General features: G+C 55.9%; 15 protein-coding genes and 1 other RNA gene. 6 read left to right on the top strand and 10 right to left on the bottom strand.

Annotated elements, in window-relative coordinates:
- Position 1: 1 nt before the first annotated feature.
- The 4 genes from ACMWJS_RS02275 to ACMWJS_RS02260 all read right to left on the bottom strand — a co-directional run bounded on the left by ACMWJS_RS02275 (position 2) and on the right by ACMWJS_RS02260 (position 4,807).
- Positions 2-949 carry a fimbrial protein gene (locus tag ACMWJS_RS02275; RefSeq protein ID WP_334754748.1) on the bottom strand — a complete coding sequence of 316 codons (948 nt, stop codon included), beginning with the start codon at positions 947-949 and terminating at the stop codon, positions 2-4.
- Between the two features lie 9 nt (positions 950-958).
- Positions 959-3,475, bottom strand: coding sequence for a fimbria/pilus outer membrane usher protein (locus ACMWJS_RS02270; RefSeq protein ID WP_414746533.1), 2,517 nt, complete (start codon positions 3,473-3,475; stop codon positions 959-961).
- Between the two features lie 44 nt (positions 3,476-3,519).
- The gene (locus tag ACMWJS_RS02265) at positions 3,520-4,197 is read right to left on the bottom strand and encodes a molecular chaperone (protein WP_262750402.1); all 678 of its coding nucleotides are present in this window, start codon (positions 4,195-4,197) and stop codon (positions 3,520-3,522) included.
- Between the two features lie 79 nt (positions 4,198-4,276).
- Positions 4,277-4,807, bottom strand: a complete 531-nt coding sequence (locus ACMWJS_RS02260; protein WP_414746532.1) for a fimbrial protein — start codon at positions 4,805-4,807, stop codon at positions 4,277-4,279.
- A gap of 418 nt (positions 4,808-5,225) precedes the next feature.
- Between ACMWJS_RS02260 and ACMWJS_RS02255 the strand changes: the two genes are divergently transcribed.
- Both ACMWJS_RS02255 and ACMWJS_RS02250 read left to right on the top strand, forming a co-directional pair.
- Positions 5,226-5,885: a helix-turn-helix domain-containing protein gene (locus ACMWJS_RS02255; protein ID WP_414746531.1), complete on the top strand. Its 660-nt coding sequence runs from the start codon at positions 5,226-5,228 to the stop codon at positions 5,883-5,885.
- A 69-nt stretch (positions 5,886-5,954) separates the two neighbouring features.
- Positions 5,955-6,584 (top strand): helix-turn-helix domain-containing protein, encoded by a 630-nt coding sequence (locus ACMWJS_RS02250; RefSeq protein WP_414746530.1) that lies wholly within the window; start codon positions 5,955-5,957, stop codon positions 6,582-6,584.
- A gap of 45 nt (positions 6,585-6,629) precedes the next feature.
- On the opposite strand, the gene ACMWJS_RS02245 is transcribed toward ACMWJS_RS02250, so the two are convergent.
- From ACMWJS_RS02245 to ACMWJS_RS02235, 3 genes are all read right to left on the bottom strand, one after another.
- Positions 6,630-6,824 carry a YdiH family protein gene (locus ACMWJS_RS02245; RefSeq protein ID WP_047653618.1) on the bottom strand — a complete coding sequence of 65 codons (195 nt, stop codon included), beginning with the start codon at positions 6,822-6,824 and terminating at the stop codon, positions 6,630-6,632.
- Between the two features lie 85 nt (positions 6,825-6,909).
- Positions 6,910-7,320 carry a 1,4-dihydroxy-2-naphthoyl-CoA hydrolase gene (menI, locus tag ACMWJS_RS02240; RefSeq protein WP_021241102.1) on the bottom strand — a complete coding sequence of 137 codons (411 nt, stop codon included), beginning with the start codon at positions 7,318-7,320 and terminating at the stop codon, positions 6,910-6,912.
- Positions 7,317-10,373 (bottom strand): FAD-binding and (Fe-S)-binding domain-containing protein, encoded by a 3,057-nt coding sequence (locus ACMWJS_RS02235; protein WP_414746529.1) that lies wholly within the window; start codon positions 10,371-10,373, stop codon positions 7,317-7,319. The genes menI and ACMWJS_RS02235 overlap by 4 nt, the downstream gene beginning before the upstream one ends.
- A 325-nt stretch (positions 10,374-10,698) precedes the next feature.
- Between ACMWJS_RS02235 and ydiK the strand changes: the two genes are divergently transcribed.
- Both ydiK and rprA read left to right on the top strand, forming a co-directional pair.
- Positions 10,699-11,814, top strand: coding sequence for an AI-2E family transporter YdiK (gene ydiK, locus ACMWJS_RS02230; RefSeq protein WP_045910283.1), 1,116 nt, complete (start codon positions 10,699-10,701; stop codon positions 11,812-11,814).
- Positions 11,815-12,023: 209 nt separating this feature from the next.
- Positions 12,024-12,131, top strand: an RNA gene (rprA, locus tag ACMWJS_RS02225) — antisense sRNA RprA.
- A 5-nt stretch (positions 12,132-12,136) separates the two neighbouring features.
- Here the strand turns inward: rprA and ACMWJS_RS02220 are convergent.
- From ACMWJS_RS02220 to ppsA, 3 genes are all read right to left on the bottom strand, one after another.
- Positions 12,137-14,512 (bottom strand): glycoside hydrolase family 3 N-terminal domain-containing protein, encoded by a 2,376-nt coding sequence (locus ACMWJS_RS02220; RefSeq protein ID WP_414746528.1) that lies wholly within the window; start codon positions 14,510-14,512, stop codon positions 12,137-12,139.
- Positions 14,513-14,515: 3 nt separating this feature from the next.
- Positions 14,516-15,916 carry an MFS transporter gene (locus ACMWJS_RS02215; protein ID WP_414746527.1) on the bottom strand — a complete coding sequence of 467 codons (1,401 nt, stop codon included), beginning with the start codon at positions 15,914-15,916 and terminating at the stop codon, positions 14,516-14,518.
- Positions 15,917-16,149: 233 nt separating this feature from the next.
- Positions 16,150-18,528, bottom strand: a complete 2,379-nt coding sequence (ppsA, locus tag ACMWJS_RS02210) for a phosphoenolpyruvate synthase (protein ID WP_045910280.1) — start codon at positions 18,526-18,528, stop codon at positions 16,150-16,152.
- A gap of 335 nt (positions 18,529-18,863) precedes the next feature.
- On the opposite strand from ppsA, the gene ppsR reads away from it, so the two are divergent.
- Entirely contained in the window at positions 18,864-19,697 is an 834-nt protein-coding gene (gene ppsR / locus ACMWJS_RS02205; RefSeq protein WP_008500644.1) for a posphoenolpyruvate synthetase regulatory kinase/phosphorylase PpsR, read from the top strand.
- Between the two features lie 152 nt (positions 19,698-19,849).
- Positions 19,850-20,896, top strand: a complete 1,047-nt coding sequence (gene aroH / locus ACMWJS_RS02200) for a 3-deoxy-7-phosphoheptulonate synthase AroH (RefSeq protein WP_414746526.1) — start codon at positions 19,850-19,852, stop codon at positions 20,894-20,896.
- Positions 20,897-20,969 lie beyond the last annotated feature (73 nt).

Raw genomic sequence — 20,969 nt, 5'->3', positions numbered from 1 at the left:
TTTACTGGTATGTCAAATTTAAGGTTGCTGACGCATTTGCTGTGCCGGGTTCTACCGTCGTTTGCGTCTGATAATAACGCGCCGTTAAGGGGAACGCTTCCAGGCCACCCGCCGCGGGCTTTAACGGCAGACGCGTATTGAGCATGAGAGGCGTACCGTTATAGAGCAGCTGAACGCCGACGCCTTTCGCCGTGCCGGTATTCCCTTGCCCCGTAAGCGCCAGCACGCTCGTCGCCGCAACGTCGGGATTCTGAATACCGCTGAGTGACACGTTGACGTTAGCCCCCGCATCGCAGTTAAGCCCGAGATTCTGGGTATTCTGGGCGCCCACCGGCGTGGTGCCCACCGTTGCGCCAAACGCCGCGGCAGAAATATCCCCTATCGGAAACGTCAGTTGCGGCGTCGTAATCGTGCAGGCAAGCACGTTAATCGTTCCGCCCAGCAGGGTCGTCGTCAGGCCATCACGATATACACCATCGCTCCCCTGCAGCGTCACCACACCCAGTACCCCCGGCGTCAGCGAACCGGACGCAACCGGTCCGGTGACGATAAGTTCTACTTTACCGCCCCACCACTCGACATAACTTGCCTGCGCAGTATAGGAAAAGGTATTAGCCGGGTTTTCAAAATAATTACCCGATGAAAAACGTATTCCAATACCGCTGACGTTAGTGTCGTAGACATGATTACCGTAGGTACTCGGCGTGGCATTAAGGTAGCGCATGCTAAAACCCAGCATTAACGGATTGGTACATCCCGTTAAATAGGAACCGGTTAGCGTTGCATTACGCGAAAACAGGACGGTCCCAACGGCGACGTCGCGTTGCACCGTAATTGTACCGACAGACAAGGTTGAGTCCTGTGGCGTAATCGTCGTGCATGTTCCTGCATGGGCACTATTCCAGCCTGCGGCAATGCTCAGAAGGAATAGCATGTTCATTAAGCGCATTTTAAAATCCTAAAGGCAATTGACGTTGATTTCTGTTATTCCGCCGGAAGGCGACGGCGGGGTAAGCACGTACGGGGCGCGGCATTGCCGATCGCGTTCCGCTCCCCACGTAACAAAGACGGTGCCCTGTGTATCCAGCCCGGTGAGATAAACCTGGCCTTTATCACCCACAATGAAGCTGCTGCTCTCGACGCCTTTCAGGCTCGCAATCGCGCCAAAGGGAACGCCATGGCCGTTGTGCATAACATTGAACAACGCACGTCGCCCCACTTTTGCCTTATAGTCGGCCATCACGATTGCCCCTCGCGTCGGCGTCACCGTCCGGGTATTGATATCCAGCTCAACCTCATCCGGCAGGCTTTCCGGGGCAAGGGTGATGTCATTTTTACGATAAACGGCGAGGTTACTGACCACCGTATATCCCCGGTAATCCGTTCTGACTCCCGGCTGATTGCGAATATCCACGCCGTGCGCGCCCGGTGCGCGAATCAGAGCATTAGTCTCGCCCAGGGGCTGCGAAAGCGTGATCCCTTCTCTGTGGGCAATAATGCCGCCCTGCAGGCCATAATTAAGCCGCTCGCTGTTCCTGTCGTAGCTATAGCCCGCGGTAACTTCGCCGTAGGTTCCCTTATAATCACCGTTCACATTACCCGTATAGCCGACGCCATCCGACCCGTAGCCTTGCTGCACGTTCCAGTTCAGCGCGTGGTTTTCCAGCGCCACGCCGTTCAACCCGAGGTTGTGCGTGGTGCCGTTATTCTTGCTGGCGCTCACGCCATAGTTCGTCCAGGTCTGCGGTAAAAATTTGTCGAGAGGAATACTGACGTTAAAAGCCAGCAGCCGATCGCTGTCGTATCGCTTATCACCCGCACTGCCGTTTTTACTGTAGGTCCAGGTGAGTCCGTAACTGATGTTATGCCAGGCGTTGTTGTAACCCAGGGTGTAGGAGGCCATCGTCTGACCCGAATTCCAGTAGTCTTCACGGGCCGCGCTTAGCGTCAGCGAACCAAGATTACCGCCCAGCGTCTGGCTCATCGTCAGCTCGGCCCGGTTGCGACGCCGGTCCTGAAGCGCACTACTGTCACCGTACGAATCCAGTACCTCCTGCATGCCGTAATAGCCGGACGTGGAATAGCGGTAACCCGCAATCGAAAATTGCGTCCCCGTTCCGATCACGCTTTTGCTGTACCGCGCGCGCCAGGATTGACCGTTGGATTTATCACTGCCCTGCGGGGTGGACCAGGCCTGGGTCATGTCCGCAGAAATGGCACCGAAATCCCCCATATTCTTCCCAACGCCCAGTGCGAGGGACTGGTATTTACTCGACGCCTGCAGCCCGCCATAAATCGTGAGTCCATACGGCAGACCATAGATCCCGGTGATTTGCCCGAAGGGTGTCTTCTCAACGCTGCCGTTATAAGAACGATACTGCCCTCCGGTCACCGCATATTTCAGGCGCCCTTCACGCTGCAAAACCGGTAATGACGCGTACGGCAGGGTGAAATGTTGCTCGCTGCCATCGGCCTCTTTAACGGTGACGTCCAGATCCCCGGCGCCCCCCGTCGGGTACATATCGGTAATTTCAAATGCCCCAGGCGCCACGTAGGTCTGATAAATCTGATAGCCATTTTGCCGTACCACCACCTGGGCATTGGTGCGCGCGATACCCCGCACCACGGGTGCATAGCCTTTCAGCGAATCCGGGAGCATGTCATCATCCGAAGCCAGCTGTCCGCCACGAAATGGCATACTGTCGAACACGTCTGCTGGCGCCGAGCTATCCCCCAGGGTGAGCTGCGCGTTGAGCGGAATAATGGCCCGCTGCACGTAGGTGTAGACGGTATCCCATTTGTCCTGCCCGGTCTCATCCCGTGACCAGGTGGTGTAATTCCGCACTCGCCACGGCCCAACGTTGAGACCCGGGCGCAGGTTGGCATATTGACTGTCGCTGTTTTTATTCTCGTTTTGTTTCGCCCGGCTGCTTGCGCCACTCAGGCTGTAGTTCAACATGACGGCGGCGATCCCTTCATCCCAGAGCGCTGGCGAAACATACCCACGTGCAGGCTGGTCAATGGCGGCCTGAGGAATGCTGATAATCAGTCGCTGCGCGGCGAACTGAAAATCCGTGCTGGCATGAGGGATAGCCTGCAGGTTGACGCAGGACGTGCCCTGGCTCGCTAAGTCGGGAAAAAGCGCGGTTTTGACGCCCCATTTATTTAGCTGTTCAAGACTCAGACAAGGCTTAAGGCTATCGCCCTCTTGCCCGCCGTTTACGGAGATGAAGTCAATATCGCTGGTCTCGATGAGCTGGTCGTCAAGAATGATGTCAACATGGTATTTCCCTGGTGCCTGCGAACCTGATTCAAAAGCAGATAAATCAGCTTTATCTGCGCCCGGATTGTCCAGCTCAACCAGTTCAGCGTTGAACGACTCACGGGCATCAACAGTCTGCATTGCATTGACCAGCGCGAAGGCGATACAGATCGCCAGACGCGCAGGCTGCATTTTTTTAGTTTTCGTTGCCATCATCATGAACCTGACTCGAAACGAGGAGCACCGCTTTTAATAAATTAAAAGCTGGCCTGATGTATTATTCCGGGGCTGCCGTAATCATTAATAACTTTGAATGAAATATGACTGCCACTGGCTCCTGCGGGTAAGGTAAATGCCGCCATTGCGCCAGGCGCCACCCAGGAGACCTCATCCAGCTTTTTATCGCCGATGCTTATTTCATTAAAATTGATGACATAGGGCGTTGGATTGGTGACCAGAAGTTTATCCCCGCTACGCGACCAGGTTAATTTATTCGCTTGCTCTTCCGGGGTGGATGCCTTCAGACCTGTCGGGCGATAAATAAGCTTGATGCGCGTTTTGACGGCAATTTGCAGTGAGTTTGTCTGCTTCGAGGCAGACGGTATCGCTTTAATATTCAGCCAGAAAAGACTCTCTTTATCCTGAGGTAATGAACCTGAGAACAAAATGCGCTCAATGTTTTGCTGACCCCCATCCAGTCGATATAACGGAGGCGTAACAATAAAAGGCGCTTTATTAGCATTACCCTCGGGCATCTCAACCCAGGACTGGATTAAATAAGGCACGCTGTCTGCATTGTTAATGCTGATTGATGCCTCTTTTTTCCCGCCATCAAAAATGACGCGGGTCCCGCCAATAATGACCCCGGCATAAGCATGCGAAAACGATGCAGAGAGGATGACCGCGATGAGCAGGGTCTTGCTAATAAAATGCATGTTACACCTCGTGAAACACGGGGGCAGTGAATGCCCCCACGCAGAACCGCGTGGAACCGGCTCAGGTTCTGCTTAATGATTAGTTATAAACAACGGAGAAATTAGCTACGGAGTTGGCAGGGCCGGCCGTCACCGATGACGCCGTTGAAATATACTGCGCGTAGAAATTCAGCGTATTATCTGCGGTACTGCTTAGCGTATAGCTATAGCTGTTGCTGCCATGTAAAGGCAGATCCGCTTTATCTGCGGTCATCAAATTGATGGCAACACCCGTTGCCGCACCGGCGACGGAGGTATCAATAGCCAGCAGGTCGGCGTTGGTCAGATCGGGGGTACCGTCAAAACGCACTTTGGCACTGGTGACCGTGACCGGGCAGTTCTTCAGGACAATATCGAATTTCGCTGCCGCCGTTCGGGAACCCGTCACCGTAAATTCTGATTTATTGTAATCGCCCAATACCACCACCTGATTTTGAGATGAAACCGCAACATCGCAGGCAGAGTCCAGGATGTTACCATTAAAATTGACGGTTCCTGCAGCAGCGAAAGCGTTGCCCATCATTAAGACGGCCCCCGTCGCAGCCATCGCTAAAATAACGTTCTTTTTCATAATCTTTATTTTCCTGATTTAGGGGATAACTTTATTTATTATTAACACTCATGCAGCAGAAAGCTGATGAATACATCAATGTGAATTCATTTGTTTTTTATTAAAGCCATAAGTTCTTTCTGACTGGCTGGTTAAAATTTATATAATCATACGGGTGAATACAACGTTTAGATGGTCTAGCTGTAGACTTTGATTTAACGAAAAAACAACATTCCTTTCAGGAAATACTTAAGCCATGCTGTCCTGGTCTATTAATAGACTATGAAATCTTTTTGTTTATATTCAGGCTGTTAGATTACAACGACTCAATGGTCTACTTTTAGACCTCGTCGAAACATTCCCTGACCCCTTCATTTTTAAGATAATTCTTCCCACAGTTCAAAAAACGATCGGACCCGTAGTCGCCGTGAGGTATCTTATGAATACGCGTTTACCCCCTCCACTGAATCACCAGGAATCAACCGTTCTGGGTTTAAAACCGCTTAGCCATATAGACGCCCTGATTAAATCAGTGGTACCTGCGGCGGACAGAATAATTATCAGCCGAGGGGAAACCGTACATTATTATAAAGATGAGATTCGCCAGTGTTTTTTACTTCTCCAGGGGAGTGTGGCGCTTCATCGTCGCGGCGATGGTATTGTTTTAAACTCTGAATCTGCGCCTTTTATTCTTGGCGTCAGCAGCCAGTTTTCTTCGGAACATCTGTATGTCAGGGCCCTTGAGACGGCTGAAATAGCCCGCGTGCCGCTGGAGACGTTTAATCAGATCGTTGGGCAGCAGGATTTATGGGAGCACTTTTCAAAGCTGCTGATTTATACGGCCTCGCGGGTGTATGAGCACTGCGCGCAAATATCGCAAATGTCTGCTTACGACATCATTCGTTTCCAGCTTGTTGAGCTAATGCAGGAGCCCGATGCCATACGGCAAAATACAACGGCGGCCGCGTATATCAAAAGCAGGACCTATCTTTCGCGTAGCGGAATTATGCGCATTCTTGCAGAACTGCGGACCGGGAAGTACATCACCATGGAGCGTGGGGTGCTGCTTGACATTCACCATCTGCCCCGCAAATATTGACAGCCAGCGTGCCTGAAACCAGGAGAAGCGCTATAATTAGCCAGGTTATTTTTAAGGCTGTCGGCAACCATGTCCCTTCCAGAAAAGTCTCAACGGGGTTCCCCCTACGCGCAAGAACTTATTTCACACCTGTTATCTGATTGCACAACGCGACATATCGCCCGCGGCGAGCGGCTGGACCTGCAGGTCAACGGTCAGGGCATGTGCTATTTAATTCTTGAGGGAACCGTCGCCATCTACAGAAAAAGCGATGACAGGATGCTGTCTACGGCCCGCAGCCCTGCCATCTTCGGCATCGCTAACCTCACCGATATCTATTTTAATGATTATCTTAAGACCGTCAGCCCGTGTCTGATCGGGACGCTCACCACCGAACGGGTGAATGCCATTATTCAAGAGAAGGCGCTTTGGGGACTGCTCTCTCAACAGCTGATGTTTGTCTATAGCCGTCTTTATAACAACGTGATGCCACAGGGCGCGCCCACGGCGTATGAGATGATTCGCCAGCAGCTCATAAAACTGATGGATGAAGATGAGAGCTATCGCGGCAGCGTGACGGCGGAAAGGTATATCAGGGAGAAAACCCAGCTCTCCCGCAGCGGCGTGATGCGCATTCTGGCGGATTTAAAAACCGGCGGATTTATCGAAATGGAAGAAGGCAGGCTTATTAAAATCAACAAGCTCCCCGCTAAATACTGAACGTCAGACACAAAAAAGGCCGCTCTTGCGGCCTTTTTTACTCTCTCAATGGACGTGAACGCCCAACCGCCAGGCAAAGTAAATCTCTTCTTTCAACTCATTCGAAGAGAGCGCCAGCAAATCTGTAAATTCCAGCTCAAGCTGTTTCAGCTTTTTCAGATACTGCGCCGGGGACAGATTGCTCTTATCGCGACGTAAATATTCAATTGCCAGCTGTATTGGGGTTATTTCAGTATCCATGATGTCCTCGCTTATGTACAAAACCTGACCAGTATATCACAACCCACTGACTAGTTTTTGACCAAAGGCAAAACATCTGAAAACTTTACACGACCGCCGTCGTCAGCCGCGACGAGCAGCACAGGCGATCCTGCTCGTCGAGAATGTCAATCTGCCATACCTGATGGCGGCTACCGGCGTGGAGCGCGCGGCAAACTCCGCGCACGCGCCCGCTGCGTACCGAGCGGATATGGTTAGCATTCACCTCGAGTCCGACCACCTTCTGCTCCCCTTCGGTACAGAGATATCCCGCCACCGAGCCCAGAGTTTCGGCCAGCACGACGGACGCCCCGCCGTGCAATAAACCAAACGGCTGATGTGTGCGACGATCGACGGGCATGGTGGCCTCGATATCATCGTCGCCGATGCGGGTGAACTGAATATCCAGCAGCCCCACCATATTCCCCTCGCCCATGGCGTTCAGCGCCTGCAGCGTCACGGCACGTTTCCAGATCATCCAATTATCTCCAGTAAAGCCTGCAATGGGTGACGTACCCCGTTACCTTCTACCCGTTTCACCTGGCTGCGGCAGGAGTATCCCGTCGCCAGACAGCGGTTTCGCGGCAAACGCTGCATCGCCTGATGCCAGGACAGCTCATAGATGCCGAGCGAGTTGGCGTGGTTTTTCACTTCGTGCCCGTAGGTGCCGGCCATGCCGCAACAGCCCACGCTGACGCTCTCCAGCTTCGCGCCGAAGCGGGCAAATACGGAGGCCCACTGCGCGGGGGCACCCGGCAGCGCGGTGACTTCTGTGCAGTGTCCGAACAGATACCACGGTTCGCCGCTGACGTCCTGTACAGCTTTGCCTTCCAGGGCCATCGGCAGCCACTCGTGCACCAGCATGACGTGGAAATCACCGCGCTTGTCGCCCAGCGTCTGCTTGTATTCATCGCGATAGCACAGCACCAGCGCCGGGTCGACGCCGACCATCGGTATCGCGAGTTGCGCCACGCGGTTTAAGAAGTCAGCGGTTTTCTGCGCGGTCTTCGCAAAGCGCGTCAGGAAGCCTTTAATGTGCTGCGCCTTACCGTTGGGTGAGAACGGCAGGACCACCGGCTGATACCCCAGCTTTTCGGTCAGGCGGATGAAATCCGCCACCACCTGGGCATCGTAGTAGCTGGTAAACGGATCCTGCACCACCAGCACCACCTTCGCTTTTTGCTCAGGCGTGAGTGCCTCCAGCTGCTCCAGGGTCATGTTCGCCGAGCGATGCCCGACGAGCTGGCGCTGCAGAGACGGCACCGACAGCAGCGGCAAATCGACCATGCCGATATGTTTTTCAGAGAGCTTGCGCACCAGCGGCTGGTTGATAAAGAAGTTGAAGGTCTTCGGCGCGCGCGCCATCAGCGGCGCGTAGCTTTCCACCGTTGCCACCAGATGGTCGCGCACCGGGCGGAGGTAGCGGGTGTGATACAGCTGCAGGAAGCGCGAGCGGAATTCCGGCACGTCGATTTTAATCGGGCATTGGGTTGAGCAGGCTTTACAGGCCAGACAGCCGGACATCGCCTCTTTCACCTCATGAGAGAAATCATACTCGCCCTTGTTGGCATGCCAGCTGTTGCGGGTGCGTTCAATCAGCGAGCGCAGGCTGGCCCGTTTTTCCGGAAGCTGCTGCTCCAGCCTTAGCGGGTCAACCCCGCGATCGGCCAGCAGACGCAGCCATTCACGCACCAGCGTCGCCCGCCCCTTTGGAGAGTGGATACGGTTGCTGGTGATTTTCATTGACGGACACATCGGGCTTTTCACATCAAAGTTAAAGCACAGGCCGTTGCCGTTACACTCCATCGCACCGCGCCAGGAGGAGCGCACCGCAATCGGGATCTGTCTGTCGTATGTGCCGCGCTTGACGGCATCCACCTGCATCATTGGCGCGTCCACGCCTTCAGGTGGGCAGATTTTGCCCGGGTTGAGGCGGTTATGCGGGTCGAAAGCCGCCTTCACCTTGCGCAGCTCCGCATAGAGCTGTTCGCCGAAGAATGCGGGGCTGTATTCCGCGCGGAATCCTTTCCCGTGCTCTCCCCAGAGCAGACCGCCATATTTGGCGGTTAAGGCCACCACATCATCGGAGATCTGCTTCATCAGGATCTCCTGCTGCGGGTCGCACATATCCAGCGCCGGACGCACGTGCAGTACCCCGGCATCGACGTGGCCGAACATGCCGTAGCTCAGGCCGTGGCTGTCCAGCAGGGCGCGAAACTCGACGATATAATCCGCCAGATGCTCAGGCGGCACGCAGGTATCTTCGGCAAAGGGAATCGGCTTCGCCGCCCCTTTCGCATTGCCGAGCAGGCCCACGGCTTTTTTACGCATCGCATAGATACGCTCAATCCCGGCCAGATCGTTACAGAGCTGCCAGCCAATCACACCGCCTTCGCCCTGCGCAATCAGCTCATCCAGCCGCTGGCAGAGCGTGGTGACCTGGCTCTCAATCAGCGCCGCATCGTCGCCGGCAAATTCCACGATGTTAAGACCGAGCATCTCTTTATCCGGCACGTCGGTAATGAGATCGCTGACGGAGTGCCAGACAATATCTTCCCGGGCCAGGTTAAGCACTTTGGAGTCAACCGTTTCCACCGACAGCGCTTTCGCTTCCACCATAAACGGCGCATTGCGCAGCGCGGAATCGAAGGAGTCATATTTGACGTTCACCAGCCGACGCACCTTCGGCAGGCGGGTGATATCCAGCCGCGCCTCGGTGATAAACGCCAGCGTCCCTTCGGAGCCGGTGAGCACGCGGGTTAAATCAAACTGGGTCAGGTCGTCGTTAAAGACGTGACGCAGGTCGTACCCGGTCAGGAAGCGGTTCAGTTTGGGGAACTTATCGAGAATAAGCTGGCGGTTGTCGCGGCAGCGCTCCAGCACGGTACGATAGATGCGTCCGCTGGCCGTGTTATCTTTGCCCAGCGTTTCCGCCAGTTCGACCGGCATCGGCTGCGTATCGAGAATATCGCCGCCCAGCAGAACGGCACGCAAGCCCAGCACGTGATCGGAGGTTTTGCCGTAGACCAGCGAGCCCTGACCGGAGGCATCCGTGTTGATCATCCCGCCGAGGGTCGCGCGGTTACTGGTGGAAAGCTCCGGGGCAAAAAAGTAACCGTAAGGCTTGAGGTACTGGTTAAGCTGATCTTTGATAACGCCCGCTTCGACCCGCACCCACCCCTCTTCCGGGTTGATCTCAATGATGCGGTTCATATAGCGCGACATATCAACAATGATGCCCTGGTTCAGCGCCTGACCATTGGTCCCGGTGCCGCCGCCGCGCGGCGTAAAGACCAGCGAGGCGAAGCGCTCCTGCGTGGCCAGCCGGGCGATAAGCGCCACGTCGGCCGTTGAACGAGGGAAAACCACGGCATCGGGAAGAAGCTGGTAAATACTGTTATCGGTCGCCATCGTCAGCCTGTCGGCATAGTTCGTGGCGGTATCACCTGTAAAACCCTGTTGCTCCAGTGCTTGCAAAAAATTAAGCACCAGCTGAACGACGCCAGGTGCCTGAGAAATCTGTGGGATCATAACTGTCGACCCTAATTAGAGTTGTATATACACGTCATCCTTCGAGCTGCCTCTGCGTTGGCTGCGTCTGCTCACCCCAGTCACTTACTTCAGTAAGCTCCTGGGGATTCTCAGACTTGCCGCCTTGATGCAACTCGAATGATTTTGTGTATAAAATCGTTTGCGTTGTGTCTGGAAAGTTTTATCACATTTTTTTCTTATAATCTCTGCCGAATTACAGGCAAAATCCGCCTGTCAAAAACCGCTGAGATCATCAATGATTAGAGAGACGCGGTTTTCCGTTCCCGCCAGCCATGCTGGCGTTCTTTTAAGGAAAGTTTCATTTATGGTCAATCTTCGCCAGCCCAGGGATGTTGCGCAAATTTTGCTGTCGGTGCTGTTCCTGGCCCTCATGATTATTGCGTGTCTGTGGATTGTTCAACCCTTTATTCTCGGCTTCGCCTGGGCCGCGACCGTTGTCGTTGCCACGTGGCCTCTGCTGCTGCGTTTACAGAAGCTGCTGTTCGGCCGCCGCGGGTTAGCGGTGCTGGTCATGACGCTCCTGCTGTTCCTGCTGTTTATTATTCCGATTGCCCTGCTGGTGAATAGCCTGGTGGATTCCAGTGGCCCCGTTATTCGCGCTATTAGCAGCGGTGACCTGACGCTGCCGGATCTCGCCTGGCTGAACAGCATTCCGGTGGTGGGCGCCAAGCTCTACAGCGGCTGGCATAGCCTGCTGGAGATGGGCGGCAGCGCGCTGATGGCAAAAGTCCGCCCGTACATTGGCACGACCACGACCTGGTTTGTGGGTCAGGCGGCGCATATCGGCCGGTTTATGATGCACTGTACCCTGATGCTGCTCTTCAGCGCCCTGCTCTACTGGCGCGGCGAGCAGGTGGCTTTAGGCGTTCGTCACTTTGCCACCCGCCTGGCGGGCAAACGGGGTGACGCGGCGGTTTTACTGGCTGCGCAGGCCGTGCGCGCGGTGGCGCTGGGCGTGGTGGTGACCGCGCTGGTGCAGGCGGTGCTGGGCGGTATCGGTCTGGCGATTTCCGGCGTACCGTACGCTACCGTGTTCACCGTGGTCATGCTGATGACCTGTCTTGCGCAACTGGGACCGCTGCTGGTGCTGGTCCCTAGTATTATCTGGCTGTATTGGACGGGTGATACCACGTGGGGAACGGTGCTGCTGGTCTGGAGCTGCGTGGTCGGCACCATGGATAACGTCATTCGTCCGATACTCATCCGCATGGGTGCTGACCTGCCGCTGATCCTGATCCTCTCCGGGGTCATTGGCGGACTGATTGCCTTTGGCATGATAGGCCTGTTTATTGGCCCGGTACTGCTCGCCGTCACCTGGCGTCTGTTCTCCGCCTGGGTGCATGAAATTCCGCCTCCGGGAACAGACCCGGACGTGATTTTGAGCGAACTGGAAGAGCTGGAAGAGAAGAACACGCATTAAGTTTTTTTGCCGGGTGGCGCTAACGCTTACCCGGCCTACATTCCCCCTCATAATACTTTAACGCTGCTAAAGTATTTATTCGTTGCTCACTGGTCAGACCCGCCTTTTTTGCTCTAAGTCCGCTATTCACCTTAAAAAATCTTTACGTCTCTTTAACTATTGAGACGAATCCGATCGACGCTAAAAGATGACATGCCTACTATTAGGACACGGTTATAGATCAACACCTTGATTTATAAGCATGGAAATCCCCTGAGTGAAACAACGAATTGCTGTGTGTAGTCTTTGCCCATCTCCCACGATGGGCTTTTTTTTATCCTGACTACGCGCGCTTAACCTCACAGGTACTGAGCATCCGCCATTCAACAGGCAGCACACGTGTTTCCCCTGTCACATTAACCCTCACCGCCGCGCGGATATCCGCCGACGATGCGCCAACCTGCAGTTCAAACTCGCCCGGCTCAACGATGCGTTTCCCGTCCCGGCGGGTAAAGTTGAACATCTCAACCGGTAGCGTAAAGCTGACCGTGGTGGTTTCGCCCGGCGAGAGCGTGACGCGCTGGAACGCCTTCAGCTCCTGTAGCGGCCGTACCTGGGTGGCGACCTTATCCCTGACGTAAACCTGCACCACCTCGCTGCCGCTGCGTTCACCGGCATTGGTGATATCCACGCTCAGCGTCACCTCGCCGTCGACCGGCACGTTGCTTTCAGCTACGCGGGCAGCCCCCCAGCTAAACGTCGTCCAGCCAAGGCCGAAGCCAAACGGATAACGTGAACCGAAGTGGAACGCAAACGGCGTGCCGCCGCTTTTGAGCTTGTGATTGTAGTAATACGGCATTGCACCGGCGCTTTTCGGCACGCTCACCACCAGACGCCCCTGCGGCTCAGCGCGTCCCGTTAGCACGTCCGCGATCGCCCAGCCCCCTTCCTGCCCTGGCGCCCACGCCACCAGCAGCGCTGCAATCTTATCCTCCAGCCCCTGAAGGTTGTACGGGCGCCCGCCGGTCATCACGACAATCACCGGTTTGCCCGTCGCCACCAGCGCCTCCAGCAGCTGTTGCTGCACGCCCGGCAGATTCAGGGAGTCGGTGTCGGAACCTTCCCCCACGGTTCCGCTCTGGAACAGCCCGGCGAGATCGCCCACGCAGGCCACCACCACGTCACTCTCCTGCGCCGCGTTCACGGCCTCGGGGATCAGCGCGGTGCTTTGCGAGACCGGCGACTGCTGCATCGGCTTACCGCCGCTGTCGCCCGGGAAGACCGGCGCACCCGCCATCCGTTTCTCGATGATGTGACACCCTTTGGCGTAACGGACCTGCGACGCGCCGAGGTAATGTTCCAGCGCCGCGCGCGGGGTCGTTACCTGCGAGGTCTCTTCAACCATATCGCTGATGATCAGATGTACCGGGAAGCTGTAGCCGCTGAGCAACGCCAGCGGATCGTCTGCCGTCGGCCCCACCACCGCCACGCGGGGCTTACCGCAGAGCGGTAAAATACCGTTGTTTTCCAGCAGTGTGACCGATTTCGTCGCCACCTCACGCGCAACCTGTCGGGTGGTGTCATTTTGCAGATCGATACCGTTCTCATCCGCGTACGGGTTTTCAAACAGGCCCAGGCGGAATTTTTCGGTCAGCACGCGCGCCACGATCTCATCCACCCTGGTCATGGAAATCAGCCCGCGCTCAACGGCGTCCGCCAGATGGCGCGCGCAGTCATCTTTCGGCAGCTCGACGTCCAGCCCGGCGTTAAAGGCCAGCGCGGCGGATTCGGCCGCATCGTGGGACACACCGTGATGCTGGTGCAGCAGGCTGACGCCGCCGTAATCCGCGACAATAATCCCGTCGAAGCCCCACTGTTCGCGCAGGACGGTGGTCAGCAGGAAGCTGTCGCTGTGCCCCGGCTGATTGTCGATATCGTGGTAGGCCGGCATCACCGACCCGGCATTGGCCAGCTTCACCGCCATTTCAAACGGCAGCAGGAAGGTGTCGTTCAGTTCGCTAAAGCCCAGATGTACCGGCGCATGGTTGCGCGCCCCTTCGCTGAACGAGTGGCCCACGTAGTGCTTGAGCGTCGCCAACAGATCGCGCTTATCGCCCTGCAACCCTTTCACGTAGGCGGTTGCCATCACCCCCACCAGCCAGGGATCTTCCCCGAAGGTCTCTTCGGTTCGCCCCCAGCGCACGTCGCGGGAAACGTCCAGCACCGGCGCCAGCCCCTGCTGACAGCCGACGGACCGCGCCTCTTTACCGATCTGCTCTGCCGCGCGCTGTACCAGTTCAGGATCCCAGGTAGAGCCATAGTTCAGCGACGACGGGAACAGCGTGGCGTCTTTGCACAGCAGCCCCACCAGGCACTCTTCATGGAACAATGCCGGAATGCCGAGACGCGTCTCTTCCATCATCATGCGCTGCAGGCGGTTAGCGGCGCGCACCCCGGTTTTCGCGTCAACGATATGGGTACCCAGCGGACGGGTGATCTGCCCGACGCCCAGCTTTAGCCGTTCACTCAGCGCTGCCTGCTCGCTCACGCCGGCGAATTCATCGCTGAGGTCGCTGCGTTCGCGATGGTTGCCGTTTTCATCGAGGATCAGCCAGTACGCATGCATCTGGGCGAACTTCTCTTCCGGGGTCATACGCGCCAGTAAATCGGCGACGCGCTCGTGCACGGGACGTCCCGCGTCCTTATAGATAGCTGTCATGTTTTACTCCTGTAGTGCGGAAGGGATTGTTGGGCTGAGCTGCCCCGCGTCGGGTCTCACCTCACGCTTGCTGGCCAACTCCCGGGCGATGGAATCCACCAGCCGACTGTTGAGCTTGTAGATAGCAAGCAGCGCGACCATGCAGAGGAACAGCGCGCAAGGGATAAGGGTGAACAGCGCGTTAATCGTAGAGAGTACGTGGGGTGCCTGAGTTGCCTGTCCCGGGGCGTAATCCACCATGCCCAGCACCCAGCCGACCACCGCGCCCCCCAGCGCCAGGCCTAATTTGATGGCAAACAGTGCGGTGGAGAAGACCAAGCCGTCCAGGCGGCGGCCGCTGCGATGCTCTTCGTAGTCGACCACATCGGAGAACATGGTCCACTGCAGCGGCGTGGTCAGGTTTTGCACAAAGCTAAAGACGATGTTGAGGCCAAAAATCAGCCACACCTGCGAAGGCGGCAGGAAGAAAATCAGCGCGCCGAAAATAACGAAGGAAATAATGGTCCACTGGTAGGCGCGCACGCGGTCAAATTTCCCCAGCAGCCGTTCAGATAATAATGCGCCGCTTAAGGAAGCGACCATCCCGGAAACAATAAAGGCAAAAACCAGCTCCGGGCGCAACAGCACATAGTTCACGTAATACATCGTGGCGGAACCACGCGTTACCACCGCCGTTAACAGCAAAATATTAAACAGGAAAACAATGCGCCACTGGCTGTTACCGGCCAGCAGTTTTAAATCGGTCAGCATCGAGCCGGAGGTATCATTGCGCGGCGAATAGCGCTCGCGGGTCATCAGGAAACAGCAGAAAAAGAGCACAATGCCCAGCAGCCCCATCAGGCTCATGGCATAGAAATAGCCTTTCTGCACGTTGCCCTGGCCTAACAGTGAGACCAGCGGCAGGGCAATCACCGTCACAATCAACCCGCCGATAAACGACAGGCCAAAGCGCCACGACTGCAGGGAGTGACGCTCGCGCGGATCCAGCGTCAGCGCGCCGGGCATGGCGCAGTAAGGTACGTTAATGGCGGAGTAAATCAGGCTTAAGATCGCGTAGGTCACACAGGCATAAACGATTTTCGCCGTCGGCCCCACGTCCGGTACATAGAAGGTGATGAGGCAGCTTACGCCAAACGGAATGGCGAACCACAGCAGCCAGGGACGGAAACGACCGTGACGCGTCTGGGTGCGATCCACCAGGGCGCCAATGCACGGGTCGACAAACGCATCAACCACGCGCACCACTAAAAACATGGTGCCCATGATGGCGGCGGGTAGCCCAAAAACGTCCGTATAGAAATAAGCGAGAAATAAGGTTGCCGTTTGCCAGACCAGCGCGCTGGCCATATCACCTAAGCCATAACCTATTTTATCTTTGGTACGCAATACAGAGGAGAGTGTCATTGTTATTTGCCTTTTTATCAGGTTAAAACGTATTTCAACCAGTTGCGCATCACTGAAAGGGAAATGCGCAGTAAGGCTCAAGTATTAGCAACGCGTTGCGCGCTAACAATTGTCTAAATTGACAGACAAATTATGATATTTGGTTTTTTACTTTATTTGTGATGGGGAGCAAATAAGAGGGAAAATAAAAAAGGCGAGGAGATATCTCCTCGCCTTTATCCGTTTTTAAGCGGTTACTTGTTCAGTTCCGCCAGGCTCAGCCAGGTTTGCACCACCGTATCCGGGTTCAGGGACAGGCTATCAATCCCCTCCTCCATCAGCCAGGCGGCAAAGTCTTCATGGTCGGATGGACCCTGACCACAAATCCCGACGTATTTGCCCTGCTTCTTCGCCGCGCGGATGGACAGGGAGAGCAGCGCCTTCACCGCCTCGTTACGCTCATCGAACAGCTCGGAGACCACGCCGGAGTCGCGGTCCAGACCCAGCGTCAGCTGCGTCATGTCGTTCGAACCGATAGAGAAGCCGTCGAAGTGCTCCAGGAACTGCTCGGCCAGCAGGGCGTTGGACGGAATTTCACACATCATGATGATCTTCAGCCCGTTCTCGCCGCGCTTCAGACCCTGACGCGCCAGCTCGTCCACAACCGCTTTCGCCTGATCCACGGTACGTACGAACGGGATCATGATCTCCACGTTGGTCAGACCCATGTCGTTGCGCACGCGCTTCACCGCCTCACACTCCAGCGCGAAGCAGTCGCGGAAGCTGTCGGACACGTAGCGTCCGGCCCCGCGGAAGCCCAGCATCGGGTTCTCTTCTTCCGGCTCGTAGCGCTCGCCGCCGACCAGGTTGGCGTATTCGTTAGACTTAAAGTCAGACAGACGCACAATCACGCGTTTCGGATAGAAGGCGGCACCCAGCGTCGCGATCCCTTCGGTCAGACGGCCGACGTAGAACTCTTTCGGCGAGTCGTAGCCTTTCATCATCTCGCGGATTTCGTTCTGCAGCTTCGGATCCTGGTCGTCAAACTCCAGCAGCGCACGCGGGTGAACGCCGATCATACGGTTGATGATAAATTCCAGGCGCGCCAGGCCTACGCCTTCGTTTGGCAGGCAGGCGAAGTCGAACGCGCGGTCTGGGTTACCGACGTTCATCATGATCTTCAGCGGCAGATCCGGCATGGTATCCACGCTGGAGCTCTTCACGCTGAAGTCGAGGATATCGGCATACACGTAGCCGGTATCGCCTTCGGCACAGGAGACGGTCACGTTCTGTCCGTCCTTCATGCGCTCGGTAGCATCACCGCAGCCGACAACCGCAGGAATACCCAGTTCGCGTGCAATGATCGCCGCGTGACAGGTACGGCCGCCGCGGTTGGTGACGATAGCCGCCGCTTTCTTCATGATCGGTTCCCAGTCCGGGTCGGTCATGTCGGTCACCAGCACGTCGCCGGGCTCAATACGGTTCATCTCGCTGATGTCGTGGATCACTTTCACCGGGCCAGCACCGATGCGGTGACCGATAGCACGGCCTTCCGCCACGATTTTGCCCTGGGCGTGCAGCGTATAACGCTCCATCACCTGGCCGCGAGAGCGGACGGTTTCCGGGCGCGCCTGCACGATAAACAGCTTGCCGGTGTTCCCGTCTTTCGCCCATTCGATATCCATCGGGCGGCCGTAGTGTTTTTCAATCTGCACCGCCTGCTTCGCCAGCTCCTGCACTTCGGCGTCGGTCAGGGAGAAGCGGTCGCGCTGTTCCTGCGGTACGTCTTCAATTTTAACCTGCTTGCCATGCTCCTGGGTCGGGGCATAGATCATGCGGATTTTTTTCGAGCCCATGGTGCGGCGCACCACCGCCGGACGGCCAGCGGCCAGCGTAGGCTTGTGAACGTAGAATTCGTCAGGGTTTACCGCACCCTGCACAACCATCTCACCCAGACCCCACGCGGAGGTGATAAACACCACCTGGTCGAAGCCGGATTCGGTATCAATGGAGAACATCACGCCGGATGAGCCTACGTCCGAGCGCACCATGCGCTGCACGCCAGCGGAAAGTGCCACGCCGCGATGGTCGTAGCCCTGGTGCACGCGATAGGAGATGGCACGGTCGTTAAACAGGGAAGCAAACACGTGCTTCACGGCCACCAGCACCGCATCGTAACCCTGGACGTTCAGGAAGGTTTCCTGCTGCCCGGCAAACGAGGCGTCCGGCATGTCTTCCGCGGTCGCAGAGGAACGCACGGCAAAGGAGGCCTGCGCATCGTCAGCAGAGAGCTGGTTGTACGCGTCGTGAATGGCTTTTTCCAGTTCCGGCTGGAAAGGTGTGTCGATGATCCACTGGCGGATCTGCGCCCCGGCTTTGGCAAGCTCAGTGACGTCATCAATATCCGTTTTATCCAGCAGGTCGTAAATGCGCTGGTTAACACCGCTCTGGTCTAAAAACAGGTTAAAGGCATCGGCGGTGGTGGCAAACCCGTTCGGTACGGAGACACCCATACCCGACAGGTTTGTAATCATTTCACCCAGGGAGGCATTTTTGCCCCCAACTCTGTCTACATCATTCATGCCGAGTTGGTTATACCAAAGCACCAGCGGTGACGAGCCATTGTTGGACATCGAAACAATCCTTTTGTGATATTTGATCGGAGTAAGTAACACCTGACTACGTATTTATACTGGCATATTTATTTCCGCTAAAAAAACGGTGAATCGTGTAAGCAATTTAAAATTTCAACTTTTCGGATACTTTCCCATCAACGATTAACCCGATGATTCCTCTATATTCAGCCAGAAACCCCAAAAATAAAGTCGCTATTTGAAAAATGAAATCCACTTTTCAGGAAAATCAAAAACAGCGTTTCATTCATAATTAGGATAAGTTCTTTGCTGTGTAAATTACTTTTTTAATTTATGCTTTCAGACAATTACGTCTGATATTCAGGGTGGGTAAAATGGATAGTGCTGTCGATCGTCACGTTTTTTATATTTCTGATGGTACGGCGATCACCGCCGAGGTGCTGGGCCACGCGGTGATGTCGCAGTTTCCCGTATCGATCAACAGCATTACGCTGCCGTTTGTCGAAAATGAGAGCCGCGCCAAAGCGGTGAAGGACCAGATCGACGCCATTTACCAACAGACCGGCGTCCGCCCGCTGGTGTTCTACTCCATCGTGATCCCCGAGATTCGCGCCATCATTCTGCAGAGTGAAGGCTTCTGCCAGGATATCGTGCAGGCGCTGGTGGCTCCGCTGCAAAGCGAGCTGAAGCTCGACCCGACGCCTATCGCCCACCGTACCCACGGGCTGAACCCCGGCAACCTGACCAAGTACGACGCACGTATCGCCGCCATTGACTATACCCTCGCGCACGACGACGGTATCTCTCTGCGTAATCTCGACCAGGCGCAGGTGATCCTGCTTGGCGTGTCGCGCTGCGGCAAAACGCCGACCAGCCTCTACCTGGCGATGCAGTTCGGCATTCGCGCCGCCAACTACCCGTTTATTGCTGACGATATGGATAACCTGGTGCTGCCCGCCGCCCTTAAGCCGCTGCAGCACAAACTGTTCGGCCTGACCATTAATCCGGAACGCCTTGCTGCCATCCGCGAAGAGCGCCGCGAGAACAGCCGTTACGCCTCCATGCGCCAGTGCCGGATGGAGGTCTCCGAAGTGGAAGCCCTGTACCGCAAAAATCAGATCCCGTGGCTGAACAGCACCAACTACTCTGTGGAAGAAATTGCCACCAAAATTCTCGACATCATGGGACTTAATCGCCGCATGTACTAACATGCTAGTACATTAGCTCGGATTCAGGTATCATCATCTGCAACCACGGGGCGGTGTCGCCCCGAACTTGAAATCAGCAGGGATTGGTTTAAGGTGATGCCCATCACTTCCCGGTAGTCTGCCGATGAAGCAAAAATTTTCTGAGACATTCCATGAATAAAACCGATGAACTCCGCACTGCGCGCATTGACAGCCTGGTTACGCCGGCTGAACTGGCCCAGCGGCATCCTGTTTCCGCTACCGTTGCGGAACACGTGACGGCCTCCCGCCGCCGCATTGAAAAAATACTTAATGGTGAAGACAAGCGTCTTCTGGTGGTGATTGGTCCCTGCTCCATCCACGATCTGAATGCCGCGATGGATTATGCAAAACGGCTTCAGGGCCTGCGGGATAAGTATCAGCACCGCCTTGAGATTGTGATGCGAACCTACTTTGAAAAACCGCGGACCGTGGTGGGCTGGAAAGGGCTGATTTCCGACCCTGACCTGAACGGCAGCTATCGCGTGAATCACGGCATTGAGCTGGCACGTAAGCTGCTTTTGCAGGTCAACGAGCTGGGCGTGCCGACCGCCACCGAGTTTCTTGATATGGTGACCGGGCAGTTTATCGCCGATCTGATCAGCTGGGGCGCGATTGGCGCACGCACCACCGAAAGCCAAATCCACCGCGAGATGGCCTCCGCCCTCTCCTGTCCGGTCGGCTTTAAAAACGGGACCGATGGCAATACCCGTATTGCGGTTGATGCCATCCGCGCTGCCCGTGCCAGCCACATGTTCCTGTCGCCGGACAAGAGCGGTCATATGACCATCTACCAGACCAGCGGTAACCCGTACGGGCACATCATCATGCGCGGCGGCAAGAAACCCAATTACCATGCACAAGATATTGCGGCGGCCTGTGAAACCCTGGCCGAGTTCGACCTGCCGGAACATCTGGTGGTGGACTTCAGCCACGGCAACTGCCAGAAGCAGCATCGCCGCCAGCTGGACGTCTGCGATGAGATCTGCCAGCAGATCCGCAGCGGTTCAACCGCCGTTGCAGGGATTATGGCGGAGAGCTTTATCAAAGAAGGCACGCAGAAAATCGTTGCTGGCCAGCAGATGGTATACGGCCAGTCGATCACCGACCCGTGCCTGAGCTGGGAAGACAGCGAGCTGCTGCTGGAGAAACTCGCAGCAGCCGTGGACACACGCTTTTAACATCCTGCCGGGTGGCGCTGCGCTTACCCGGCCTACGATTCGTGCCCTTCTCCCTCTCCCTGTGGGAGAGGGT

The sequence above is a fragment of the Enterobacter sp. HK-058-C-ECC genome (assembly GCF_047531125.1).
Taxonomy (GTDB): Bacteria; Pseudomonadota; Gammaproteobacteria; order Enterobacterales; family Enterobacteriaceae; genus Enterobacter; species Enterobacter quasiroggenkampii.
Note: the sequence above shows the minus strand (reverse complement) of the source record. Positions and strands in the feature narration are given on the sequence as shown.